The organism is Streptomyces sp. MNU89 (assembly GCF_020982505.1).
GTDB classification, from domain to species: Bacteria; Actinomycetota; Actinomycetes; order Streptomycetales; family Streptomycetaceae; genus Streptomyces; species Streptomyces xinghaiensis.
Window position 1 is genome coordinate 2,125,584 of record NZ_JAJKLL010000001.1, and the last position, 16,347, is coordinate 2,141,930.

At 72.0% G+C, this 16,347-nt stretch carries 14 protein-coding genes and 5 tRNA genes; 4 read left to right on the forward strand and 15 right to left on the reverse strand.

The features are described from left to right. Positions 1 to 110: 110 nt before the first annotated feature. The 3 genes from E4N63_RS09020 to E4N63_RS09030 all read right to left on the reverse strand — a co-directional run bounded on the left by E4N63_RS09020 (position 111) and on the right by E4N63_RS09030 (position 3,222). Positions 111 to 1,310, reverse strand: coding sequence for a D-alanine--D-alanine ligase family protein (locus E4N63_RS09020; RefSeq protein ID WP_230240380.1), 1,200 nt, complete (start codon positions 1,308 to 1,310; stop codon positions 111 to 113). Between the two features lie 149 nt (positions 1,311 to 1,459). Next, the gene (locus E4N63_RS09025) at positions 1,460 to 2,461 is read right to left on the reverse strand and encodes an NAD(P)H-dependent glycerol-3-phosphate dehydrogenase (RefSeq protein WP_125624766.1); all 1,002 of its coding nucleotides are present in this window, start codon (positions 2,459 to 2,461) and stop codon (positions 1,460 to 1,462) included. Continuing rightward, positions 2,458 to 3,222 carry a 1-acyl-sn-glycerol-3-phosphate acyltransferase gene (locus tag E4N63_RS09030; protein ID WP_230240381.1) on the reverse strand — a complete coding sequence of 255 codons (765 nt, stop codon included), beginning with the start codon at positions 3,220 to 3,222 and terminating at the stop codon, positions 2,458 to 2,460. Before E4N63_RS09030 ends, E4N63_RS09025 begins: the two co-directional genes overlap by 4 nt. A 171-nt stretch (positions 3,223 to 3,393) precedes the next feature. Here E4N63_RS09030 and cofC point away from each other — a divergent pair, with 171 nt between their 5' ends. Together cofC and E4N63_RS09040 are read left to right on the forward strand one after the other, a co-directional pair. Further along, positions 3,394 to 4,029 carry a 2-phospho-L-lactate guanylyltransferase gene (gene cofC, locus E4N63_RS09035; protein ID WP_125624764.1) on the forward strand — a complete coding sequence of 212 codons (636 nt, stop codon included), beginning with the start codon at positions 3,394 to 3,396 and terminating at the stop codon, positions 4,027 to 4,029. A gap of 25 nt (positions 4,030 to 4,054) precedes the next feature. Beyond that, positions 4,055 to 4,297, forward strand: a complete 243-nt coding sequence (locus E4N63_RS09040; RefSeq protein ID WP_043469894.1) for a hypothetical protein — start codon at positions 4,055 to 4,057, stop codon at positions 4,295 to 4,297. A 137-nt stretch (positions 4,298 to 4,434) separates the two neighbouring features. Here E4N63_RS09040 and E4N63_RS09045 read toward each other — a convergent pair whose 3' ends face one another. The 4 genes from E4N63_RS09045 to leuC form a co-directional block, all read right to left on the reverse strand. After that, positions 4,435 to 5,082 (reverse strand): HU family DNA-binding protein, encoded by a 648-nt coding sequence (locus E4N63_RS09045; RefSeq protein WP_125624762.1) that lies wholly within the window; start codon positions 5,080 to 5,082, stop codon positions 4,435 to 4,437. Positions 5,083 to 5,208: 126 nt separating this feature from the next. Then, complete coding sequence (locus E4N63_RS09050) at positions 5,209 to 5,442, reverse strand: hypothetical protein (RefSeq protein WP_043469900.1); 234 nt, start codon at positions 5,440 to 5,442, stop codon at positions 5,209 to 5,211. Between the two features lie 159 nt (positions 5,443 to 5,601). Continuing rightward, the gene (gene leuD / locus E4N63_RS09055; protein ID WP_125624761.1) at positions 5,602 to 6,210 is read right to left on the reverse strand and encodes a 3-isopropylmalate dehydratase small subunit; all 609 of its coding nucleotides are present in this window, start codon (positions 6,208 to 6,210) and stop codon (positions 5,602 to 5,604) included. 6 nt (positions 6,211 to 6,216) lie between these two features. Further along, positions 6,217 to 7,641, reverse strand: a complete 1,425-nt coding sequence (gene leuC, locus E4N63_RS09060) for a 3-isopropylmalate dehydratase large subunit (protein ID WP_125624760.1) — start codon at positions 7,639 to 7,641, stop codon at positions 6,217 to 6,219. A 231-nt stretch (positions 7,642 to 7,872) separates the two neighbouring features. On the opposite strand from leuC, the gene ndgR reads away from it, so the two are divergent. After that, positions 7,873 to 8,601, forward strand: coding sequence for an IclR family transcriptional regulator NdgR (ndgR, locus tag E4N63_RS09065; protein WP_019709872.1), 729 nt, complete (start codon positions 7,873 to 7,875; stop codon positions 8,599 to 8,601). A gap of 159 nt (positions 8,602 to 8,760) precedes the next feature. Here ndgR and E4N63_RS09070 read toward each other — a convergent pair. The 8 genes from E4N63_RS09070 to E4N63_RS09105 all read right to left on the reverse strand — a co-directional run bounded on the left by E4N63_RS09070 (position 8,761) and on the right by E4N63_RS09105 (position 12,155). Next, positions 8,761 to 8,833, reverse strand: a tRNA-Glu gene (locus E4N63_RS09070). Positions 8,834 to 8,896: 63 nt separating this feature from the next. Beyond that, positions 8,897 to 8,968: transfer RNA gene (locus E4N63_RS09075), tRNA-Gln, on the reverse strand. Positions 8,969 to 8,981: 13 nt separating this feature from the next. Beyond that, positions 8,982 to 9,054: transfer RNA gene (locus E4N63_RS09080), tRNA-Glu, on the reverse strand. Positions 9,055 to 9,117: 63 nt separating this feature from the next. Next, positions 9,118 to 9,190: transfer RNA gene (locus E4N63_RS09085), tRNA-Glu, on the reverse strand. Positions 9,191 to 9,258: 68 nt separating this feature from the next. Further along, positions 9,259 to 9,330 (reverse strand) — tRNA-Gln (locus E4N63_RS09090). A gap of 244 nt (positions 9,331 to 9,574) precedes the next feature. Then, positions 9,575 to 11,068: a glutamate--tRNA ligase gene (gltX, locus tag E4N63_RS09095; RefSeq protein WP_125624759.1), complete on the reverse strand. Its 1,494-nt coding sequence runs from the start codon at positions 11,066 to 11,068 to the stop codon at positions 9,575 to 9,577. Next, positions 11,061 to 11,843, reverse strand: a complete 783-nt coding sequence (locus E4N63_RS09100) for a fumarylacetoacetate hydrolase family protein (protein ID WP_125624758.1) — start codon at positions 11,841 to 11,843, stop codon at positions 11,061 to 11,063. Before E4N63_RS09100 ends, gltX begins: the two co-directional genes overlap by 8 nt. A 123-nt stretch (positions 11,844 to 11,966) precedes the next feature. Further along, entirely contained in the window at positions 11,967 to 12,155 is a 189-nt protein-coding gene (locus tag E4N63_RS09105) for a hypothetical protein (protein WP_125624757.1), read from the reverse strand. Between the two features lie 571 nt (positions 12,156 to 12,726). On the opposite strand from E4N63_RS09105, the gene E4N63_RS09110 reads away from it, so the two are divergent. Then, complete coding sequence (locus E4N63_RS09110; RefSeq protein ID WP_374112725.1) at positions 12,727 to 16,344, forward strand: nitrate- and nitrite sensing domain-containing protein; 3,618 nt, start codon at positions 12,727 to 12,729, stop codon at positions 16,342 to 16,344. Positions 16,345 to 16,347: the final 3 nt, after the last annotated feature.

Sequence of the window (16,347 nt, forward strand, 5' to 3'; positions counted from 1 at the left end):
AGGAGCCCGGCGTGCGTGCCCCCTGCCCGTACGGCTCGGGGTGGTTCCGGGCGTCGTGAGCCGGTGAACCTGCCCGGTCACAGCACTGGCGCTCCGCCGCGGCGCGCGGCTCAGCGCAGCCCGGTCGGCCGCCGCAGGGCGGCCTGGATCAGGCGGTCCACCAGCTCGGGATAGCTCACGCCGCTCTCCTGCCACATCCGCGGGTACATGGAGATGGGGGTGAAACCCGGCATGGTGTTGATCTCGTTGATCACGAACTCGCCGTTCTCCTGCAGGAAGAAGTCGGCGCGGACGAGCCCCTCGCAGGCCGCGGCGTCGAAGGCCTCCACGGCCAGCTCCCGTACCCGGGCGGTCTCCTCGGGGGTGAGCGGGGCGGGGACCACGCCGGCCGCCGAGTCGATGTACTTGGCCTCGAAATCGTAGAAGTCGTGCGAGGTGACGGGCGGGATCTCGGCGGGCACGCTGGCGCGCGGGCCGTCCTCGAACTCCAGCACACCGCACTCGATCTCCCGGCCGCGGAGCAGCGACTCGACCAGGATCTTGGGGTCGTGCCGGCGGGCCTCGGCCACCGCCTCGTCCAGCTCCTCCGGACCGCTCACCCGGCTGATGCCCATCGAGGAGCCCGCCCGGGCGGGCTTGATGAAGACCGGCCAGCCGTGTTCGGCGGCGAAGTCGACGATCTTCTTGCGGGCGGCCGCGCCGCGCTCGGCGCCGGTGCCCTGCTCCCACTCGCGCGGCCGGATCACCGTGTAGGGGCCGACCGGCAGGCCGAAGGAGGTGAAGACGCGCTTCATGTACTCCTTGTCCATGCCGACGGCGGACGCGAGCACCCCGGCGCCGACATAGGGCACCCCGGACAGCTCCAGCAGCCCCTGCAGGGTGCCGTCCTCGCCGTAGGGGCCGTGCAGCACGGGGAAGACGACATCCACCTCGCCGAGCGACTTGGGCACCTGCCCGGGCTCGGTGTAGACGACCTCGCGTCCGGCCGGGTCGACCGGGAGCAGCACACCGCCCTCGCCGGACTCGGCCAGCTCATCGACGCTCGGCAGGGCGCGGCCGCTGATCGCCATCCGCTCGGGGTCGTCCGCGGTGAGTGCCCAGCGGCCGTCCGTGGTGATGCCGATCGGCAGCACCTCGTACTGGCTCCGGTCGATGGCGCGCATCACGGCACCCGCGGTGACCACCGAGATGGCGTGCTCGGAGCTGCGGCCGCCGAACACGACGGCGACGCGCGGCTTCCGGCCGGTGGCACGGGCCGCGGCAGGGGCGGAGGCGGGCGCGGGGTTCTGGGTGGATGACTCGCTGCTCATATCGGCTTGAGACTACCCTGCGCACCCCGCACCGCGGCAGCCACCGGTGCCGCATCGGCGTGGACGGGTTCCGCGGCGTAGGCCCGGACGGAGGCGGTACGGCGGGGCGCGGTGCCGGAGCGCGCGGGGCCGGCCGGGCTGAGAGACCGTCAGCGGCGTTCGGCCTTGGCGCTGCGCGCCATCAGGTCCTTGAGGGCCACCATCGGCGGCTTGCCGTCGTGGACGATCTCCACCACGGTCTCGGTCAGCGGCATGTCGACACGGTGCCGCCGGGCCAGATCGAGCACGGACTCGCAGGACTTGACGCCCTCGGCGGTCTGCTTGGTGGCCGCGATGGTCTGCTCCAGCGTCATGCCGCGGCCCAGGTTGGTGCCGAAGGTGTGGTTGCGGGAGAGCGGCGAGGAGCAGGTGGCGATGAGATCGCCCATGCCGGCGAGCCCGGCGAAGGTGTGCGCGTCCGCGCCCATCGCGGCCCCGAGCCGGCTGGTCTCGGCCAGGCCGCGGGTCATCAGTGAGGCCTTGGTGTTGTCGCCCAGCCCCATGCCGTCCGCGATGCCCACGGCCAGCGCGATGACGTTCTTCACGGCGCCGCCCAGCTCGCAGCCGACGACGTCGGTGTTGGTGTACGGGCGGAAGTACGGGGTGTGGCAGGCGGCCTGGAGCCGCCGGGCGACGGACTCGTCGGAGCAGGCGACCACCGAGGCGGCGGGCTGCCGGGCGGCGATCTCCAGGGCGAGGTTGGGTCCGGTGAGGACGGCGACGCGCTCGGCCGGAACACCGGCGACCTCCTCGATGACCTCGCTCATCCGCTTGGCCGTGCCCAGTTCCACGCCCTTCATCAGGCTGACGAGCACGGTCTCGGACGGCAGCAGCGGCGCCCACCGGGCCAGATTGCCGCGCAGGCTCTGCGAGGGGACGGCGAGCACCGTGAACTCGGCACCGCGGGCGGCCTCGGCGGGGTCGGTCGTGGCCCGCACGGTCGGCGGCAGTTCGACGCCGGGCAGATAGCCGGGGTTGGTCCGGCCGGAGTTGACGGCGTCGACGACCTCCGCGCGGCGGCCCCAGAGGGTCACCTCGCAGCCGGCGTCGCCGAGCACCATGGCGAAAGCGGTCCCCCATGATCCCGTTCCGTAGACCGCGCAGCGCGTCACGCGCCATCCCCCTGTCCTTGCCGTTCCTGCCGCCTCCCGCGCTGCCCGGCGCGGGCCCTGCTGTGATCGTAGAGCTGTTCCGGCGCGGGTTCGCCCCGCATCTCGGCGAGGAGCGCGGTGATCGAGACCATGATGGTCTCGGTGGCGGCGCGCAGGACCTCGGCGGTCGGATCCTGGCCGTAGAACTCGGAGAGGTCCACCGGCGGACCGGCCTGGACCCGGAGCGTCTTGCGGGGGAAGAGCCGGATCTTCTTCGTGCCGGCGTACGGCGGCACGGCCTCGTTGGCGCCCCACTGTGCCACCGGGATCACCGGCGCCTTGGTGAGCAGCGCGACCCGGGCGGCGCCGGTCTTGCCCTGCATCGGCCAGTGGTCCGGGTCGCGGGTGAGGGTGCCCTCCGGGTAGAAGGCCACGCACTCGCCCCGGTTGACCGCGTCGACGGCGGCGCGGAAGGCGTTGGCGGCGTCGGTCGATTCGCGGTAGACGGGGATCTGGCCGGTGCCGCGCAGGATCATGCCGACGAACGGCACCCGGAAAAGCGGCGCCTTGGCGAGGAATCGCGGCACCCGTCCGGTGTTGTACTGGAAGTGCGCGTACGAAAGCGGGTCCAGGGCGGAATTATGGTTGATCGCGGTGATATATCCGCCGTCCGCCGGAAGGTTCTCCATTCCGCTCCAGTCCCGCTTGAAGAAGAGGAGCAGCGGCGGTTTCGCGATGGCCGCGGCCAAGCGGTACCAGAAGCCGATTCTGCGGCGGGACACTCGGACACCCTCCTCGTGGGACCTGTCGGGCTGCGGGTGGGCAGCCGCACAAGTGTCGCCCCAGGGTCCCGCTCTGTCGAGCACACGGTATCCCCGGGCCCGGCCACCGGTTCCGGCGGCGGGTGAGAATACGGGGGGAACGGCGGGGCGGACGAGGGAGATGGCTCGGGCGTGGACTGGTCGCTGGTGATACCGCTGAAGCCGCTGGCCGTGGCCAAGAGCCGGCTGGCGGACGCGGCGGGCGAGGAACTGCGCCCGGGGCTCGCGCTGGCCTTCGCGCAGGACACGGTGACAGCCGCGGCGGCCGCTCCGGGGGTCCGGGATGTGGTGGTCGTCACGGACGATCGGCTGGCCGGGGCGGAACTGGCCCGGCTGGGCGCGCGGGTGCTGCCGGACCCTCCGGGCGCGGGCCTGAACCCCGCGCTGGCCCACGGTGCGCGGGCCGTACGGGTCCGGCGGCCGGACGCCCCGGTGGCGGTGCTCAACGCCGATCTCCCCGCCCTGCGCCCCGCGGAACTGGCGCGGGTGCTGTCGGCCGCCGCGGCATTTCCCCGGGCCTTTCTGGCGGACGCCATGGGAACGGGAACGACTTTCCTCTCCGCCTCCCCCGGGGTGGAACTCGCCCCGGCTTTCGGCGGCCCTTCCCGGAATCGGCACCGCCGGTCCGGGGCCGTGGAAATCACCGTGGCCGGGGTTGATTCGGTGCGGCGCGACGTGGACACCGGAGAGGATCTGCGGGCCGCCCTCCGGCTCGGCGTCGGAATCCGTACGGCCGCTCTCACCGGCCGCCCGCGGATCGCCGAGTAGAGCCGCCGGCGGCTACGCTGCCGTTATGCAGGCCACCGCTTACACCTATGACGCCGGAACCCGCTGCGGGAGCGTACTGCTCGACGACGGCACGCCCGTGGAATTCGACGCGGCGGCCTTCGACGCCGGCGGGCTGCGGCTGCTGAGGCCGGGCCAGCGGGTGCGGATCGAACTGGCGGAGGACGGGCCCGCGGAGGGCGGACCGGCGCGGCCGGGCGGCGCCGGGGGAGCGCGGCGGATCTCCCTGGTGACCCTGCAGACGTTCTGACCGGCCCTTCCCCGCTGCTCTTCGCCCCCGGCCCTTGCTGCCGCCGGCTGTTCCGGCAGGCCCCGGACGTGCCGCGGGCCGGGCTCCCCGAGGAGCCCGGCCCAGCGTGGGGGTGTGACGGCTGCCGTGCGGCCCGCCTACTTCCTGCGGCCGGCCGTCTTCTTCGCGGCGGTGTTGCGCGCGGTGGCCTTGCGGGCCGGCGCCTTCTTGGCGGTGGTCTTCTTGGCCGGTGCCGTCTTGGAGGTCTTGGCGGTGGCCGACTTCTTCGAGGGCGCCTTCTTGGCCGCGGTGGTCTTGGCCGTGGACTTCTTGGCGGCGGTCGCCTTCTTCGCCGGTGCCGCCTTCTTCGCGGCGGTCTTGCGCGCGGTGGCGGTGGTCTTCTTCGCCGCCCCCTTCTTCGCGGCGGCCTTCTTCGCCGCGGCCTTGGTGGTGGCGCGGGCCGAAACCCCGCCCGTGAGGCTGCCCTTGGGCGCCTTCTTCACCGCCACCTCGCCTCCCTTGGGAAGCTTCTTGCTCCCGCTCACCAGGTCCTTGAAACCCTGGCCGGCGCGGAAGCGGGGCACGGAGGTCTTCTTGACCCGCACCCGCTCTCCGGTCTGCGGGTTGCGGGCGTACCGGGCCGGACGGTCGACCTTCTCGAACGAGCCGAATCCGGTGACCGAGACCCGGTCTCCGGCGACCACCGCGCGGACGATCGCGTCCAGCACCGCGTCAACGGCGTCGGCGGCGTTCTGCCGACCACCGAGCTTGTCCGCGATCGCTTCTACGAGCTGCGCCTTGTTCACGTCTTCCCCTTCGGAGACATTGCCTGAACGAATCAGTTCGGGCGATTTCGCACGTTAGGCAGATATATACCGCAAATCAAAGACGAAACGGTCTAATCACCCTTGTGCCGCAATGGATCTCGACCGTTACGTACGTGTGCCACGCCGTAATCGGCTGTCGTCGAGGTCCTGCATGAAGCGCTCCAGACGCCGTGCCGCGCGGGGGAGATCGTGTTTGGCGGCGGCCGTGATGGCAAGCAGCTTCCGGGAGAGCGCCATCCGCTCATCCTCGGTGACTTGCAGGGAACGCACTCGCGCGTGCGCTTCCTTGAGGCGGCCCGCGACGAGCTCGTGAAGTGGGAGTTGAGGGTCGCGTTCCATGCACAGATTGTGCCATCTGCGGCGAGTTGTCGCCCCACCGGGCGTCAACCCATTTCGGAAAAGAGCCTCGCACACGGCCGCGCCCCCCGCCTGCGGGCGGGGGGCGCGGTGGTCCGTACGGCTCACGGGCCGTACCGGGGACAGGTGCGAACAGGCCTGTCAGACCACCGTGGTGGAGGGCTTGAAGGCGGGGCGGGATGTCTCGTAGGCGGCGATGTCGGCCTCGTTCTTCAGGGTGAGGCTGATGTCGTCCAGCCCCTCCAGGAGCCGCCAGCGGGCGTTCTCGTCGAGCTCGAACGCGGCGGTGAGGACGGTGCCGTCCGGGCGCGGGGCGCGGACTTCGCGGGCGACGAGGTCGACGGTGACCGGGGTACGGGGGTCGGCCTCGGTCAGCTCCCACAGGGTGTCGACGGTCTCCTGCGGCAGGACCACCGTCAGCAGCCCGTTCTTCAGCGAGTTGCCGCGGAAGATGTCGGCGAAGCGGGAGGAGACCACGGCCCTGAAGCCGTAGTTCTGCAGCGCCCAGACCGCGTGCTCGCGGGAGGAGCCGGTGCCGAAGTCGGGGCCGGCCACCAGCACGCTCGCGCCCTGGTACTCCGCCTGGTTGAGGACGAACTGCGGGTCCTTGCGCCAGGCCTCGAAGAGCCCGTCCTCGAAACCGTCGCGGGTGACCTTCTTCAGCCAGTGCGCCGGGATGATCTGGTCGGTGTCGACGTTGCTGCGCCGCAGCGGTACGGCCCGGCCGGTGTGGGTGGTGAACGCTTCCATGATGTCTCAGGCCTCCACGAGAGCCGGGATGTCGGACAGGTCGGCCGGGGAGGCCAGATGCCCCAGGACCGCGGTGGCCGCGGCGACCTGCGGGGAGACCAGGTGGGTCCGCCCGCCCTTGCCCTGCCGCCCCTCGAAGTTGCGGTTGGAGGTGGACGCCGCCCGCTCACCGGGCTGGAGCTGGTCGGGGTTCATCCCCAGGCACATCGAGCAGCCCGCGTGGCGCCATTCGGCGCCGGCCGCGGTGAACACCCGGTCCAGGCCCTCCTCGACCGCCTGCAGGGCCACCCGCACCGATCCGGGGACGACCAGCATCCGCACCCCGTCGGCGACCTTGCGCCCCTCGAGGATCGCGGCGGCCGCGCGCAGGTCCTCGATCCGGCCGTTGGTGCACGAGCCGACGAAGACGGTGTCCACGCCCACCTCGCGCAGCGGCTGCCCGGCGGTCAGGCCCATGTACTCCAGGGCCTTCTGCGCGGCGTGCCGCTCACTGGCGTCCGCGAAGGAGGAGGGGTCCGGCACGGAGGCCGACAGCGGTGCGCCCTGGCCGGGGTTGGTGCCCCAGGTGACGAACGGCGCGAGGGCGGAGGCGTCGATGACGACCTCGTGGTCGAAGACCGCGTCCTCGTCCGTGCGCAGCGTCTTCCAGTAGGCGACGGCCGCGTCCCAGTCCTCCCCCTGCGGGGCGTGGGGGCGGCCCTGGAGGTAGGCGAACGTGGTGTCGTCCGGTGCGATCATGCCCGCGCGGGCGCCGGCCTCGATCGACATGTTGCAGATCGTCATCCGGGCCTCCATCGAGAGCTTCTCGATGGCCTCGCCGCGGTACTCGATGACGTAGCCCTGGCCGCCGCCGGTGCCGATCCTCGTGATGACCGCCAGGATCAGGTCCTTGGCCGTGACGTCCGCGGGCAGTTCGCCCTCGACGGTGATCGCCATGGTCTTGAACGGGGCCAGCGGCAGGGTCTGGGTGGCCAGGACGTGCTCGACCTGGCTGGTACCGATGCCGAAGGCCAGCGCGCCGAAGGCGCCGTGGGTGGAGGTGTGGCTGTCACCGCAGACGACCGTCATGCCGGGCTGGGTGAGTCCCAGCTGCGGTCCCACCACGTGGACGACACCCTGTTCGACGTCGCCCAGCGGGTGCAGCCGTACCCCGAAGTCCGCGCAGTTCTTGCGCAGCGTCTCCAGCTGGACCCGGGAGACCGGGTCCGCGATCGGCTTGTCGATGTCGAGGGTGGGGGTGTTGTGGTCCTCGGTCGCGATGGTGAGGTCCAGGCGCCGCACCTGACGGCCGTTCTTGCGCAGCCCGTCGAACGCCTGCGGGCTGGTGACCTCGTGCAGCAGGTGCAGATCGATGAAGAGAAGGTCGGGCTCGCCTTCCGCGCGCCGGACGACGTGGTCGTCCCAGACCTTCTCCGCGAGTGTCCGTCCCATCGCTTTCCCTCCGGCCGGCGGCTCTGCCGGCCCATCTCGGCTTGTCGTTCCGTCCCCCGGTGATCCGCGGGGCGGGTGCGCGTACCGGTGCCGCCGGGCGCTGGTCCTGCCCGGAGCCGGGTGTCCGCCGGATGTCCAACCGCCGTTCCACCACGGGCCGCTCTTACAGATTGGCGGCTTCCGGGGAAATATGAACTTGCGTTTCATACTCTGAGACGCGAATATCGACGCATGGACAACTCTAGCGGCTCCAGCGGGGTCGGCGTTCTCGACAAGGCAGCTCTGGTTCTGAGCGCTCTGGAGTCCGGTCCGGCCACCCTCGCCGGGCTGGTCGCCGCGACCGGTCTCGCCCGCCCCACGGCCCACCGGCTGGCGGTGGCTCTGGAGCATCACCGGATAGTGGCGAGGGACATGCAGGGCCGGTTCATCCTCGGCCCGCGGCTGGCCGAACTGGCCGCCGCGGCGGGCGAGGACCGGCTGCTGGCGACGGCCGGCCCGGTTCTCACGCACCTGCGGGACGTCACCGGGGAGAGCGCGCAGCTCTACCGGCGCCAGGGGGACATGCGCATCTGCGTGGCCGCGGCGGAACGGCTGTCCGGACTGCGGGACACCGTGCCGGTCGGCTCCACCCTGCCGATGAAGGCCGGTTCGGCGGCACAGATCCTCATGGCCTGGGAGGAGCCGGAGCGGCTGCACCGCGGCCTGCAGGGCGCCCGGTTCACGGCCACCGCCCTCTCCGGGGTACGGCGCCGGGGCTGGGCCCAGTCCATCGGCGAGCGGGAGCCGGGGGTGGCGTCCGTCTCCGCGCCGGTGCGCGGACCGTCGAACCGGGTCGTGGCCGCCGTCTCGGTCTCCGGACCGATCGAGCGGCTGACCCGCCACCCGGGGCGGATGCACGCCCAGGCGGTCATCGACGCCGCGGGCCGGCTCACCGAGGCCCTGCGCCGCAACGGCGGCTGAACCCCTCGCCGCCTCGCGGGTTCGGAGCCGGTACGGCGGTGACGGCCGTACCGGCGGCGCCCCGGGCCCGCCGCGCCCTCCGGAGGAACCGGCGAGCGGCATTACGAGCGAGCCATACGAAAAGGCCCCCCGCCGAAGCGGAGGGCCTTCTGCCGTGCGTACCCCCGACCGGATTCGAACCGGCGCTACCGCCTTGAGAGGGCGGCGTGCTAGGCCGCTACACAACGGGGGCCTGCGGACGCTGCGTCCATCGCCGAGGCAGCCGCCGAGACGGGAGACACATGCGCGTGACGCGCTGGGCTACCAGGACTCGAACCTAGACTAAATGAACCAGAATCACTCGTGCTGCCAATTACACCATAGCCCATGGTATAGACCAGTACCCCCGACCGGATTCGAACCGGCGCTACCGCCTTGAGAGGGCGGCGTGCTAGGCCGCTACACAACGGGGGCCCCAGCGATCCCGGGGCGCGGCCCCGCCGGGAGCTACCCGACGGCACCGGCTGCAAGGATCTGTACCCCCGACCGGATTCGAACCGGCGCTACCGCCTTGAGAGGGCGGCGTGCTAGGCCGCTACACAACGGGGGCTAGTCACTGCACACGCAGGCGAAAACCTGCGAACGTCACACACAAGAGAGTTCTACGGGGATCTCTTGCTGGGCTACCAGGACTCGAACCTAGACTAAGTGAACCAGAATCACTCGTGCTGCCAATTACACCATAGCCCACCAAAACGCAACCCCTGGCCGGGGTTCTGTTCTGTTGCGCTGCCTCTCCGGTCCATCGGTCCGGGCGGGCGGCGCAGGAAGAACATTACCCGATCGTGGACAGCGCTCCAAAACGGGTATCTCCCGCCGCGCCCACCGCCGCTGGGCCGGCACCGCCGCGGCCCCGGGCGCCGCGCGGACGCCGGTAGCCCGCCCGCGCGGCGCGGGCCGTACGGGCGGGCTCCCGGGCCTCCGGGCGGGCGCCTCAGGAAACGCTGACCCGCTCCAGCGCGGCGGTCAGCCGGCGCATCGTCTCGTCGTGCCCCAGGAGCTCCATGGACTCGAAGAGCGGCGGCGACACCCGGCGGCCCGTGACGGCCACCCGCAGCGGGGTGAAGGCGTGCTTCGGCTTGATGCCGAGGCCGTCGACCAGGGCCGTGCGGAGCGCCGCCTGGATCGGCCCGGGCGTGAACTGCCTGAGGTCGCGCAGCACCTCGACGCTCGCCTCCAGCACCGGCCGCGCCTCCGGGGTGAGCACCTTTGCCGCGTCGGCCTCGTCCACCCGGAACTCGTCCGGGGCCACGAAGAGGAAGCCGAGCATCCCGGTGACCTCGCCGAGGACGACCATCCGCTCCTGGGTGAGCGGCGCGGCCCGGGCCAGCAGCTCCAGCTGCTCGGCGGTGGGCTCCTCCTCCGGGAAGAGGAAGGGCAGCAGCCGGTTCGCGAACTCGTCGGCGGGGAGCGCGCGCAGATGCGCGGCGTTGATCGCCTCGCACTTCTTGAGGTCGAAGCGGGCCGGGTTGGCGTTGACGTCCGCGATGTCGAAGGCGGCGACCATCTCGTCCATGGAGAAGACGTCCCGGTCCTCGGCGAGCGACCAGCCCAGCAGCGACAGGTAGTTGAGCAGGCCCTCCGGGAGGAACCCGCGCTCGCGGTAGAGATTGAGCGAGGACTGCGGGTCGCGCTTGGACAGCTTCTTGTTGCCCTCGCCCATCACGTACGGCAGGTGGCCGAACTGCGGGACGGTGCCGTTGCCGACGCCGATCTCGGCCAGCGCCCGGTACAGGGCGATCTGCCGCGGGGTGGAGGAGAGGAGGTCCTCACCGCGCAGCACGTGGGTGATCTCCATCAGCGCGTCGTCGACGGGGTTGACGAGCGTGTAGAGCGGGGCGCCGTTGGCCCGGACGATGCCGAAGTCCGGGACGTTCTCCGGGGTGAAGGTCAGCTCGCCGCGGACCAGGTCGGTGAAGGTGATCGGCTCGTCCGGCATCCGGAAGCGGACGACGGGGGTGCGCTCCTCGGCCCGGTAGGCGGCGATCTCCTCCTGGGTGAGGGCGCGGCACTTGCCGTCGTACCCGGAGGGCCGGCCGGCGGCGCGGGCCTCGTTGCGGCGGGCGTCGAGCTCCTCGGTGGAGCAGTAGCACTTGTAGGCGTAGCCGGCCTCCTCCAGCCGGCGTGCGACGTCGGCGTAGATGTCCATCCGCTCCGACTGCCGGTACGGGGCGTGCGGGCCGCCGGTCCCGGGGCCCTCGTCCCAGTCGAGGCCGAGCCAGCGCATCGCGTCCAGCAGCTGCTCGTAGGACTCCTCGGAGTCGCGGGCGGCGTCGGTGTCCTCGATGCGGAAGACCAGGGTGCCGCCGTGGTGCCGGGCGAAGGCCCAGTTGAAGAGGGCGGTGCGGACCAGGCCGACGTGCGGGTTGCCGGTCGGCGAGGGGCAGAAACGGACGCGTACGGGGTACGGGAGGGGTGCGCTAGCCACGCTTGATCACCTTATTGGTGAGAGTGCCGATGCCTTCGATGGTGACGGCGACCTCGTCGCCGACGCTGAGGGGGCCGACCCCGGCCGGGGTGCCGGTGAGCACGACGTCGCCCGGGAGCAGGGTCATCGCCTCGGTGATGTGCGTGATGAGGTCCGCGACGGACCGGACCATGTCACCCGTGCGGCCCAGCTGGCGCTGCTCGCCGTTGACGGTGCACATGATGCCCAGGTCGGCGGGGTCGAGCTCGGTCTCCACCCAGGGGCCGAGGGGGCAGGAGCCGTCGAATCCCTTGGCGCGCGCCCACTGGCTCTCGGCGCGCTGGACGTCACGCGCGGTGACGTCGTTGGCGCAGGTGTAGCCGAGGATGACGTCCTGGACCCGCTCCCGGGGGACCTCCCGGCACATCCGCCCGATGACCACGGCCAGTTCGGCCTCGTGGTGCACCTCCTGGGAGAAGGAGGGGTACGGGATCGGGTCGCCGGGACCGGTCACGGCGGTGGAGGGCTTGAAGAAGGCGACGGGCACCTCGGGGACCCCACCGCCCATTTCGGCGGCGTGCTCGGCGTAGTTGCGGCCGATCGCCACGACCTTGCTGGGAAGCACCGGGGGCAGCAGCCGCACCTGGGCCAGCGGCACCTTCTTCCCCGACCGCTCGAACTCGGCGAAGGGATGACCCTTGATGATGTCGAGGACGGGGCCGTCCGGATCGGACGGCTCCCCCTCCACGACGCCGAAGGCGACGTTTCCGTCGATGGAGAATCTGGCGATGCGCACGGGAAGCCGCTGCCCCTCACTCACTGGACTCACTGGCCGGAGACTGACGCCTCAGGCTAACGCCCGCCCGGCGGGGCCGGGCTCACCGGAGGGAGCGGGTCACGCGCGTCCGCGCCGCGGACGTCAGTCGTTCGGGGCGTCCACGAGGACGGTGCGGCGCGGGTTGGCGGTCCGGGCGGGGAGCTCGGAGGCGCTCTCCGGCTCCGGCCGCGGCTCGCCGACGACGGGACGCAGTTCGTCGGCGTCCTCGAGGTGCGCCAGCGTGGTGCGTCGCGGATTCGCTATGTTGCGGAACATCATGGTCGTCTTCACCGGTCGCTCTGTCCCTCGTACTTGTCGTTCCGGGCCTGGTTGTCAACAGGCAGGCTAGACGCGCGGTTCCCCGCTGCCGGTGGAACAAAGCCGAGAGGGCTGTGTGATTTTCCTCACTTACACTGGAACATAAGCACCATAACGGACCACTCCTCTGGGGCGACGAAGTGGGACATCGGTGGATGGAAGGCCGCATTCCGCGCCTCATCGGGGCCACCGGGACAGCGATCGTTCTCAGACGGTTCACCAGCAATTGTCCGTTAACCATGGCATTGCTTTCCACGTGGGGTGACCCGGTCCGCACATAGCGTCACCCGTCCGACAGAGCCGTTCTCCGCCCTTGTTGGAGATCCCTCTCTGTGCTGGAATCTCACGGACCGCCGCACCATCCAGCCGGCGCGCACCACTGGCGCAGAGAAGCGCCGCGCGGCGGTGTCTCACCAGTTACGAACCAGAACCGGGGGGAGACGCGCCGGTCACTCACGACCACCATGGGGGCTCCGGTTCCCACGACTCGACACCGTTCCACCGCTCACACGGGGGAACGCCTGGTCCAGAGGTTGCGACGCTAGTGCAGGGACGTTTCAAGAGGGATAGCAGCGCTGCGGCGGACCCGGAGCTGCATGGCGGGGCCGACCGCGGCCTCTCGCCCGAGCGCGCCCAGGGCCCCGGAGCCACGACCGGCGACCAGGGTTCCGACCGGGCCGCCCCGACACAGGCGCAGGGCGGGGGTGACGGTTCCGGCACGCCGGACGTCTCCCATCCGCCCAGCGCCGGCACACGACTCGCGCTGCGCAACTGGCGCATCAGCACCCGTCTGGTCTCCCTGCTGGCCCTGCCGGTCATCGCGGCGACCACCCTGGGCGCGCTGCGGATCGACACCTCCATGGACGATCTCGAGCAGCTGGAGAACATGCAGCTGCTGACCGAGATGACCAAGCAGGCCACCGAGCTGGCGTCCGCCCTCCAGGAGGAGCGCGACCACTCGGCCGGCCCGCTGGCGGCCGGTGACGAGAAGAACGACGACGTCGTCTACCCCCGGCAGCAGACCGACCGGGCCAAGCAGGCGTTCCGCGAGGCCACCCAGGAGATCGAGTCCTCGGAGGACGACGCCCTCGTGGGCGTCAACTCCTCGCTCGTCAACATCCTCAAGCAGCTGGAGCAGATCAAGCAGATCCGCTCCAACGCGTACGCGGACAACGAGTACATCGCGCTGACCGTCTACCAGTACAACCAGCTGATCACCTCGCTGCTCTCCCTCTCCCAGGACATGGCGCAGGCGACCAGCAACACCGAGATGATCCGCGCCACCCGCGCGCTGGCCGCGTTCTCCTCCGCCAAGGAGTACGCGTCCATCCAGCGCGCGATGATCACCGCGGCCCTCGCCAACGAGCCCAAGCCGAAGCTCGTCGCGAGCGACCGGCTCTACGGCGAGAGCGCGCTGCTGAGCGAGGAATCGACCCTCGCCCAGTTCAGCCAGATCTACGACGGCAAGCAGACCACCGAGGAACTCCTCCAGGCCCTGGAGGACGGCGGCAGCGCCAACATCATCCTGGCGGACAAGTACGCGGCCCGGATGCTCAAGCCGGACAGCCCGATCGCGAACGAGACGCGGTCGTACAAGGACTGGTACGACCAGGACACCGCCAAGATCGAAGAGATGTCCAAGATCGAGGCGACCCTGCTCTCCGAGATGGAGGACAAGGCGCGCCAGCTGCGGTCGGAGGCCCAGCGGGACGCCCTGATCAACGGTCTGGTCATCCTGCTGGTCCTCGGCGTCTCGCTGGTCGGCGCGTTCGTCGTGGCCCGCTCCATGGTCCGCTCGCTCCGCCGGCTGCAGGACACCGCCCAGGAGGTCTCGGAGAAGCGGCTGCCCGAGCTGGTCAAGCAGCTCTCCGAGGCCGACCCGCAGGACGTGGACACCTCCGTCACCTCCGTCGGTGTGCACAGCAAGGACGAGATCGGCCGGGTGGCCGCGGCCTTCGACGACGTGCACCGCGAGGCGGTCCGCCTCGCCGCCGAGCAGGCGCTGCTGCGGGGCAACGTCAACGCGATGTTTACCAACCTCTCGCGCCGCAGCCAGGGCCTCATCCAGCGCCAGCTCTCACTCATCTCCGAGCTGGAGAGCCGCGAGGCCGACCCCGACCAGCTGTCCTCGCTCTTCAAGCTGGACCACCTCGCGACCCGTATGCGCCGTAACGGCGAGAACCTCCTCGTCCTCGCGGGCGAGGAGCCGGGCCGCCGGTGGACCCGCCCCGTCCCGCTGGTCGACGTGCTCCGCGCCGCGGCCTCCGAGGTGGAGCAGTACGAGCGCATCGAACTGAGCTCCGTGCCCTCGACCGAGGTCGCCGGCCGGGTCGTCAACGACCTCGTGCACCTCCTCGCCGAGCTGCTGGAGAACGCCACCTCGTTCTCCTCCCCGCAGACCAAGGTCAAGGTCACCGGTCACGCGCTGCCCGACGGCCGGGTGCTGGTCGAGATCCACGACACCGGTATCGGCCTCTCCCCCGAGGACCTCGCGGACATCAACGAGCGGCTGGCCAGCCCGCCGACCGTGGACGTCTCCGTCTCCCGCCGGATGGGCCTCTTCGTGGTCGGCCGCCTCTCCCAGCGGCACGGCATCCGCATCCAGCTCCGGCCCTCCGACTCGGGCGGCACCACCGCCCTTGTCATGCTGCCGGTCGACGTGGCCCAGAGCGGCCGCAAGGCCCCCGGCGGCAAGCCGAACGCCGGCCCCGCCTCGCAGGGCCCCGGCGCCGGCCCGAGCGGGCCGCAGGGCAACCGGCTCGCCGGCATGGCGCCCCGCGGCCAGGTTTCCGGCGGCGGCCGCCCGGCCCTGCCGGGCCGCGACGGCGCTCCGGCCGGCGGCCCCGGCGGACGTCCGGACAGCGGTCCGCCGCAGCGCCCGCAGCAGGGCGGCGGCCCGGCCTACGGCGACCCCTCGCAGGGCCAGGGCCGCGGCGGACCGGGTGGTCCCGGCGGCCCCGGAACGAACGTCTTCGGTGCCCCGGCTCCCGGCTCCGGCGCGCCCGCGCGCCAGGCCGCTCCGGACGACTGGCCCCGCCGCTCCTCGCTCCCGCAGCAGGGTTCGGGCCCCGGCGCCGCCCAGCCTCCCGTGGCACCGCCCACCGGTGCGCCGCGGCAGGCACCGGGCCGCGGTCCCGCCCCCGCCGGGCAGGGTCCGCGGGCCCAGATCCCGCCGCGCGGTCCCGCCGGCGAGCTGCCGGGCGGGCCGTCCCGCCCTCAGGACGGGCCGCGGCCGGCCGAGCCGTCCGGTACGAGCTGGGGAGCCCGCAGGGCAGCCGGCGGTGACGACTGGCCCGGTTCCCGGCCCGAGGCGCCGCGCGGCCACGAGGACGCGGAGTCGACGGCGCAGTTCCCGCGCCCCGACTTCACCGGCCCGCCCCGGCGCGCCGCAGCAGCGGCCCCAGGCGCCGCAACAGTGGCAGGACGACACGGGCCAGTTCCCGGCACCCCACGGCCAGGGCCGGCCCCCCGTCCGGGACGACCGGGACCAGGGCGACACCGGCCAGTTCCCGCGCGTCGGCCCCAACGCTCCGCGGCCCGCGGCGCAGCAGCAGCCACCGGGCGGCGGGCGCCGCAGCAGCGGCGCTCCGAGCCGGAGGCGCTGCCCCGGCCACCGGGCCCGGTGACGGCCGTACGCCGCTGTTCGAGGCGCTGGAGTCCGACTGGTTCCGCGGCATCCGCGGCGGCCAGCCGGGGCAGAACGGCCAGGAGCCGCAGCCCCGCCCGGAGCCGCAGCCCCGTCCGGAGCCGCAGACCCGCCCGGAGCAGCCCGCTCCGGCGTCCGCTCCCCCGCCGCCCCCACAGCGGCGGGAGCCGGCCCGTGCCGAGAGCAACGGCACCAACGGCACCAACGGCACGGCTTGGCGTTCGTCCCCCAACGACGAGCTGGGCCGGCAGGCCGAGCGTGTACGCCAGCCCGCCGCCGGCGGCCTCACCACCTCCGGACTGCCGCGCCGGGTCCCCCGGGCGAACCTCGTGGCGGGCACGGCACAGCAGCCGGAGACCGTCCAGCCCGGCCCGCAGGTTTCCCGGGCGCCCGCCGATGTGCGCGGGCGTCTCACCAATCTCCGCCGGGGTATCCAGCAGGGCCGCCAGGCCGGGCACAACCCGGGCCCCGGCGAGCACGGCATTGGTCCCACTTACCATCAGGAGCGTTAGTTGAGCC

Excerpts from the sequence above, each read along its gene's own strand:
- E4N63_RS09020 (WP_230240380.1), bottom strand. The coding sequence starts at position 1,310 with ATGAGCAGCGAGTCATCCACCCAGAACCCCGCGCCCGCCTCCGCCCCT.
- E4N63_RS09040 (WP_043469894.1), top strand. The coding sequence starts at position 4,055 with ATGCAGGCCACCGCTTACACCTATGACGCCGGAACCCGCTGCGGGAGC.
- E4N63_RS09050 (WP_043469900.1), bottom strand. The coding sequence starts at position 5,442 with ATGGAACGCGACCCTCAACTCCCACTTCACGAGCTCGTCGCGGGCCGC.
- leuD (WP_125624761.1), bottom strand. The coding sequence starts at position 6,210 with ATGGAAGCGTTCACCACCCACACCGGCCGGGCCGTACCGCTGCGGCGC.
- leuC (WP_125624760.1), bottom strand. The coding sequence starts at position 7,641 with ATGGGACGGACACTCGCGGAGAAGGTCTGGGACGACCACGTCGTCCGG.
- ndgR (WP_019709872.1), top strand. The coding sequence starts at position 7,873 with ATGGACAACTCTAGCGGCTCCAGCGGGGTCGGCGTTCTCGACAAGGCA.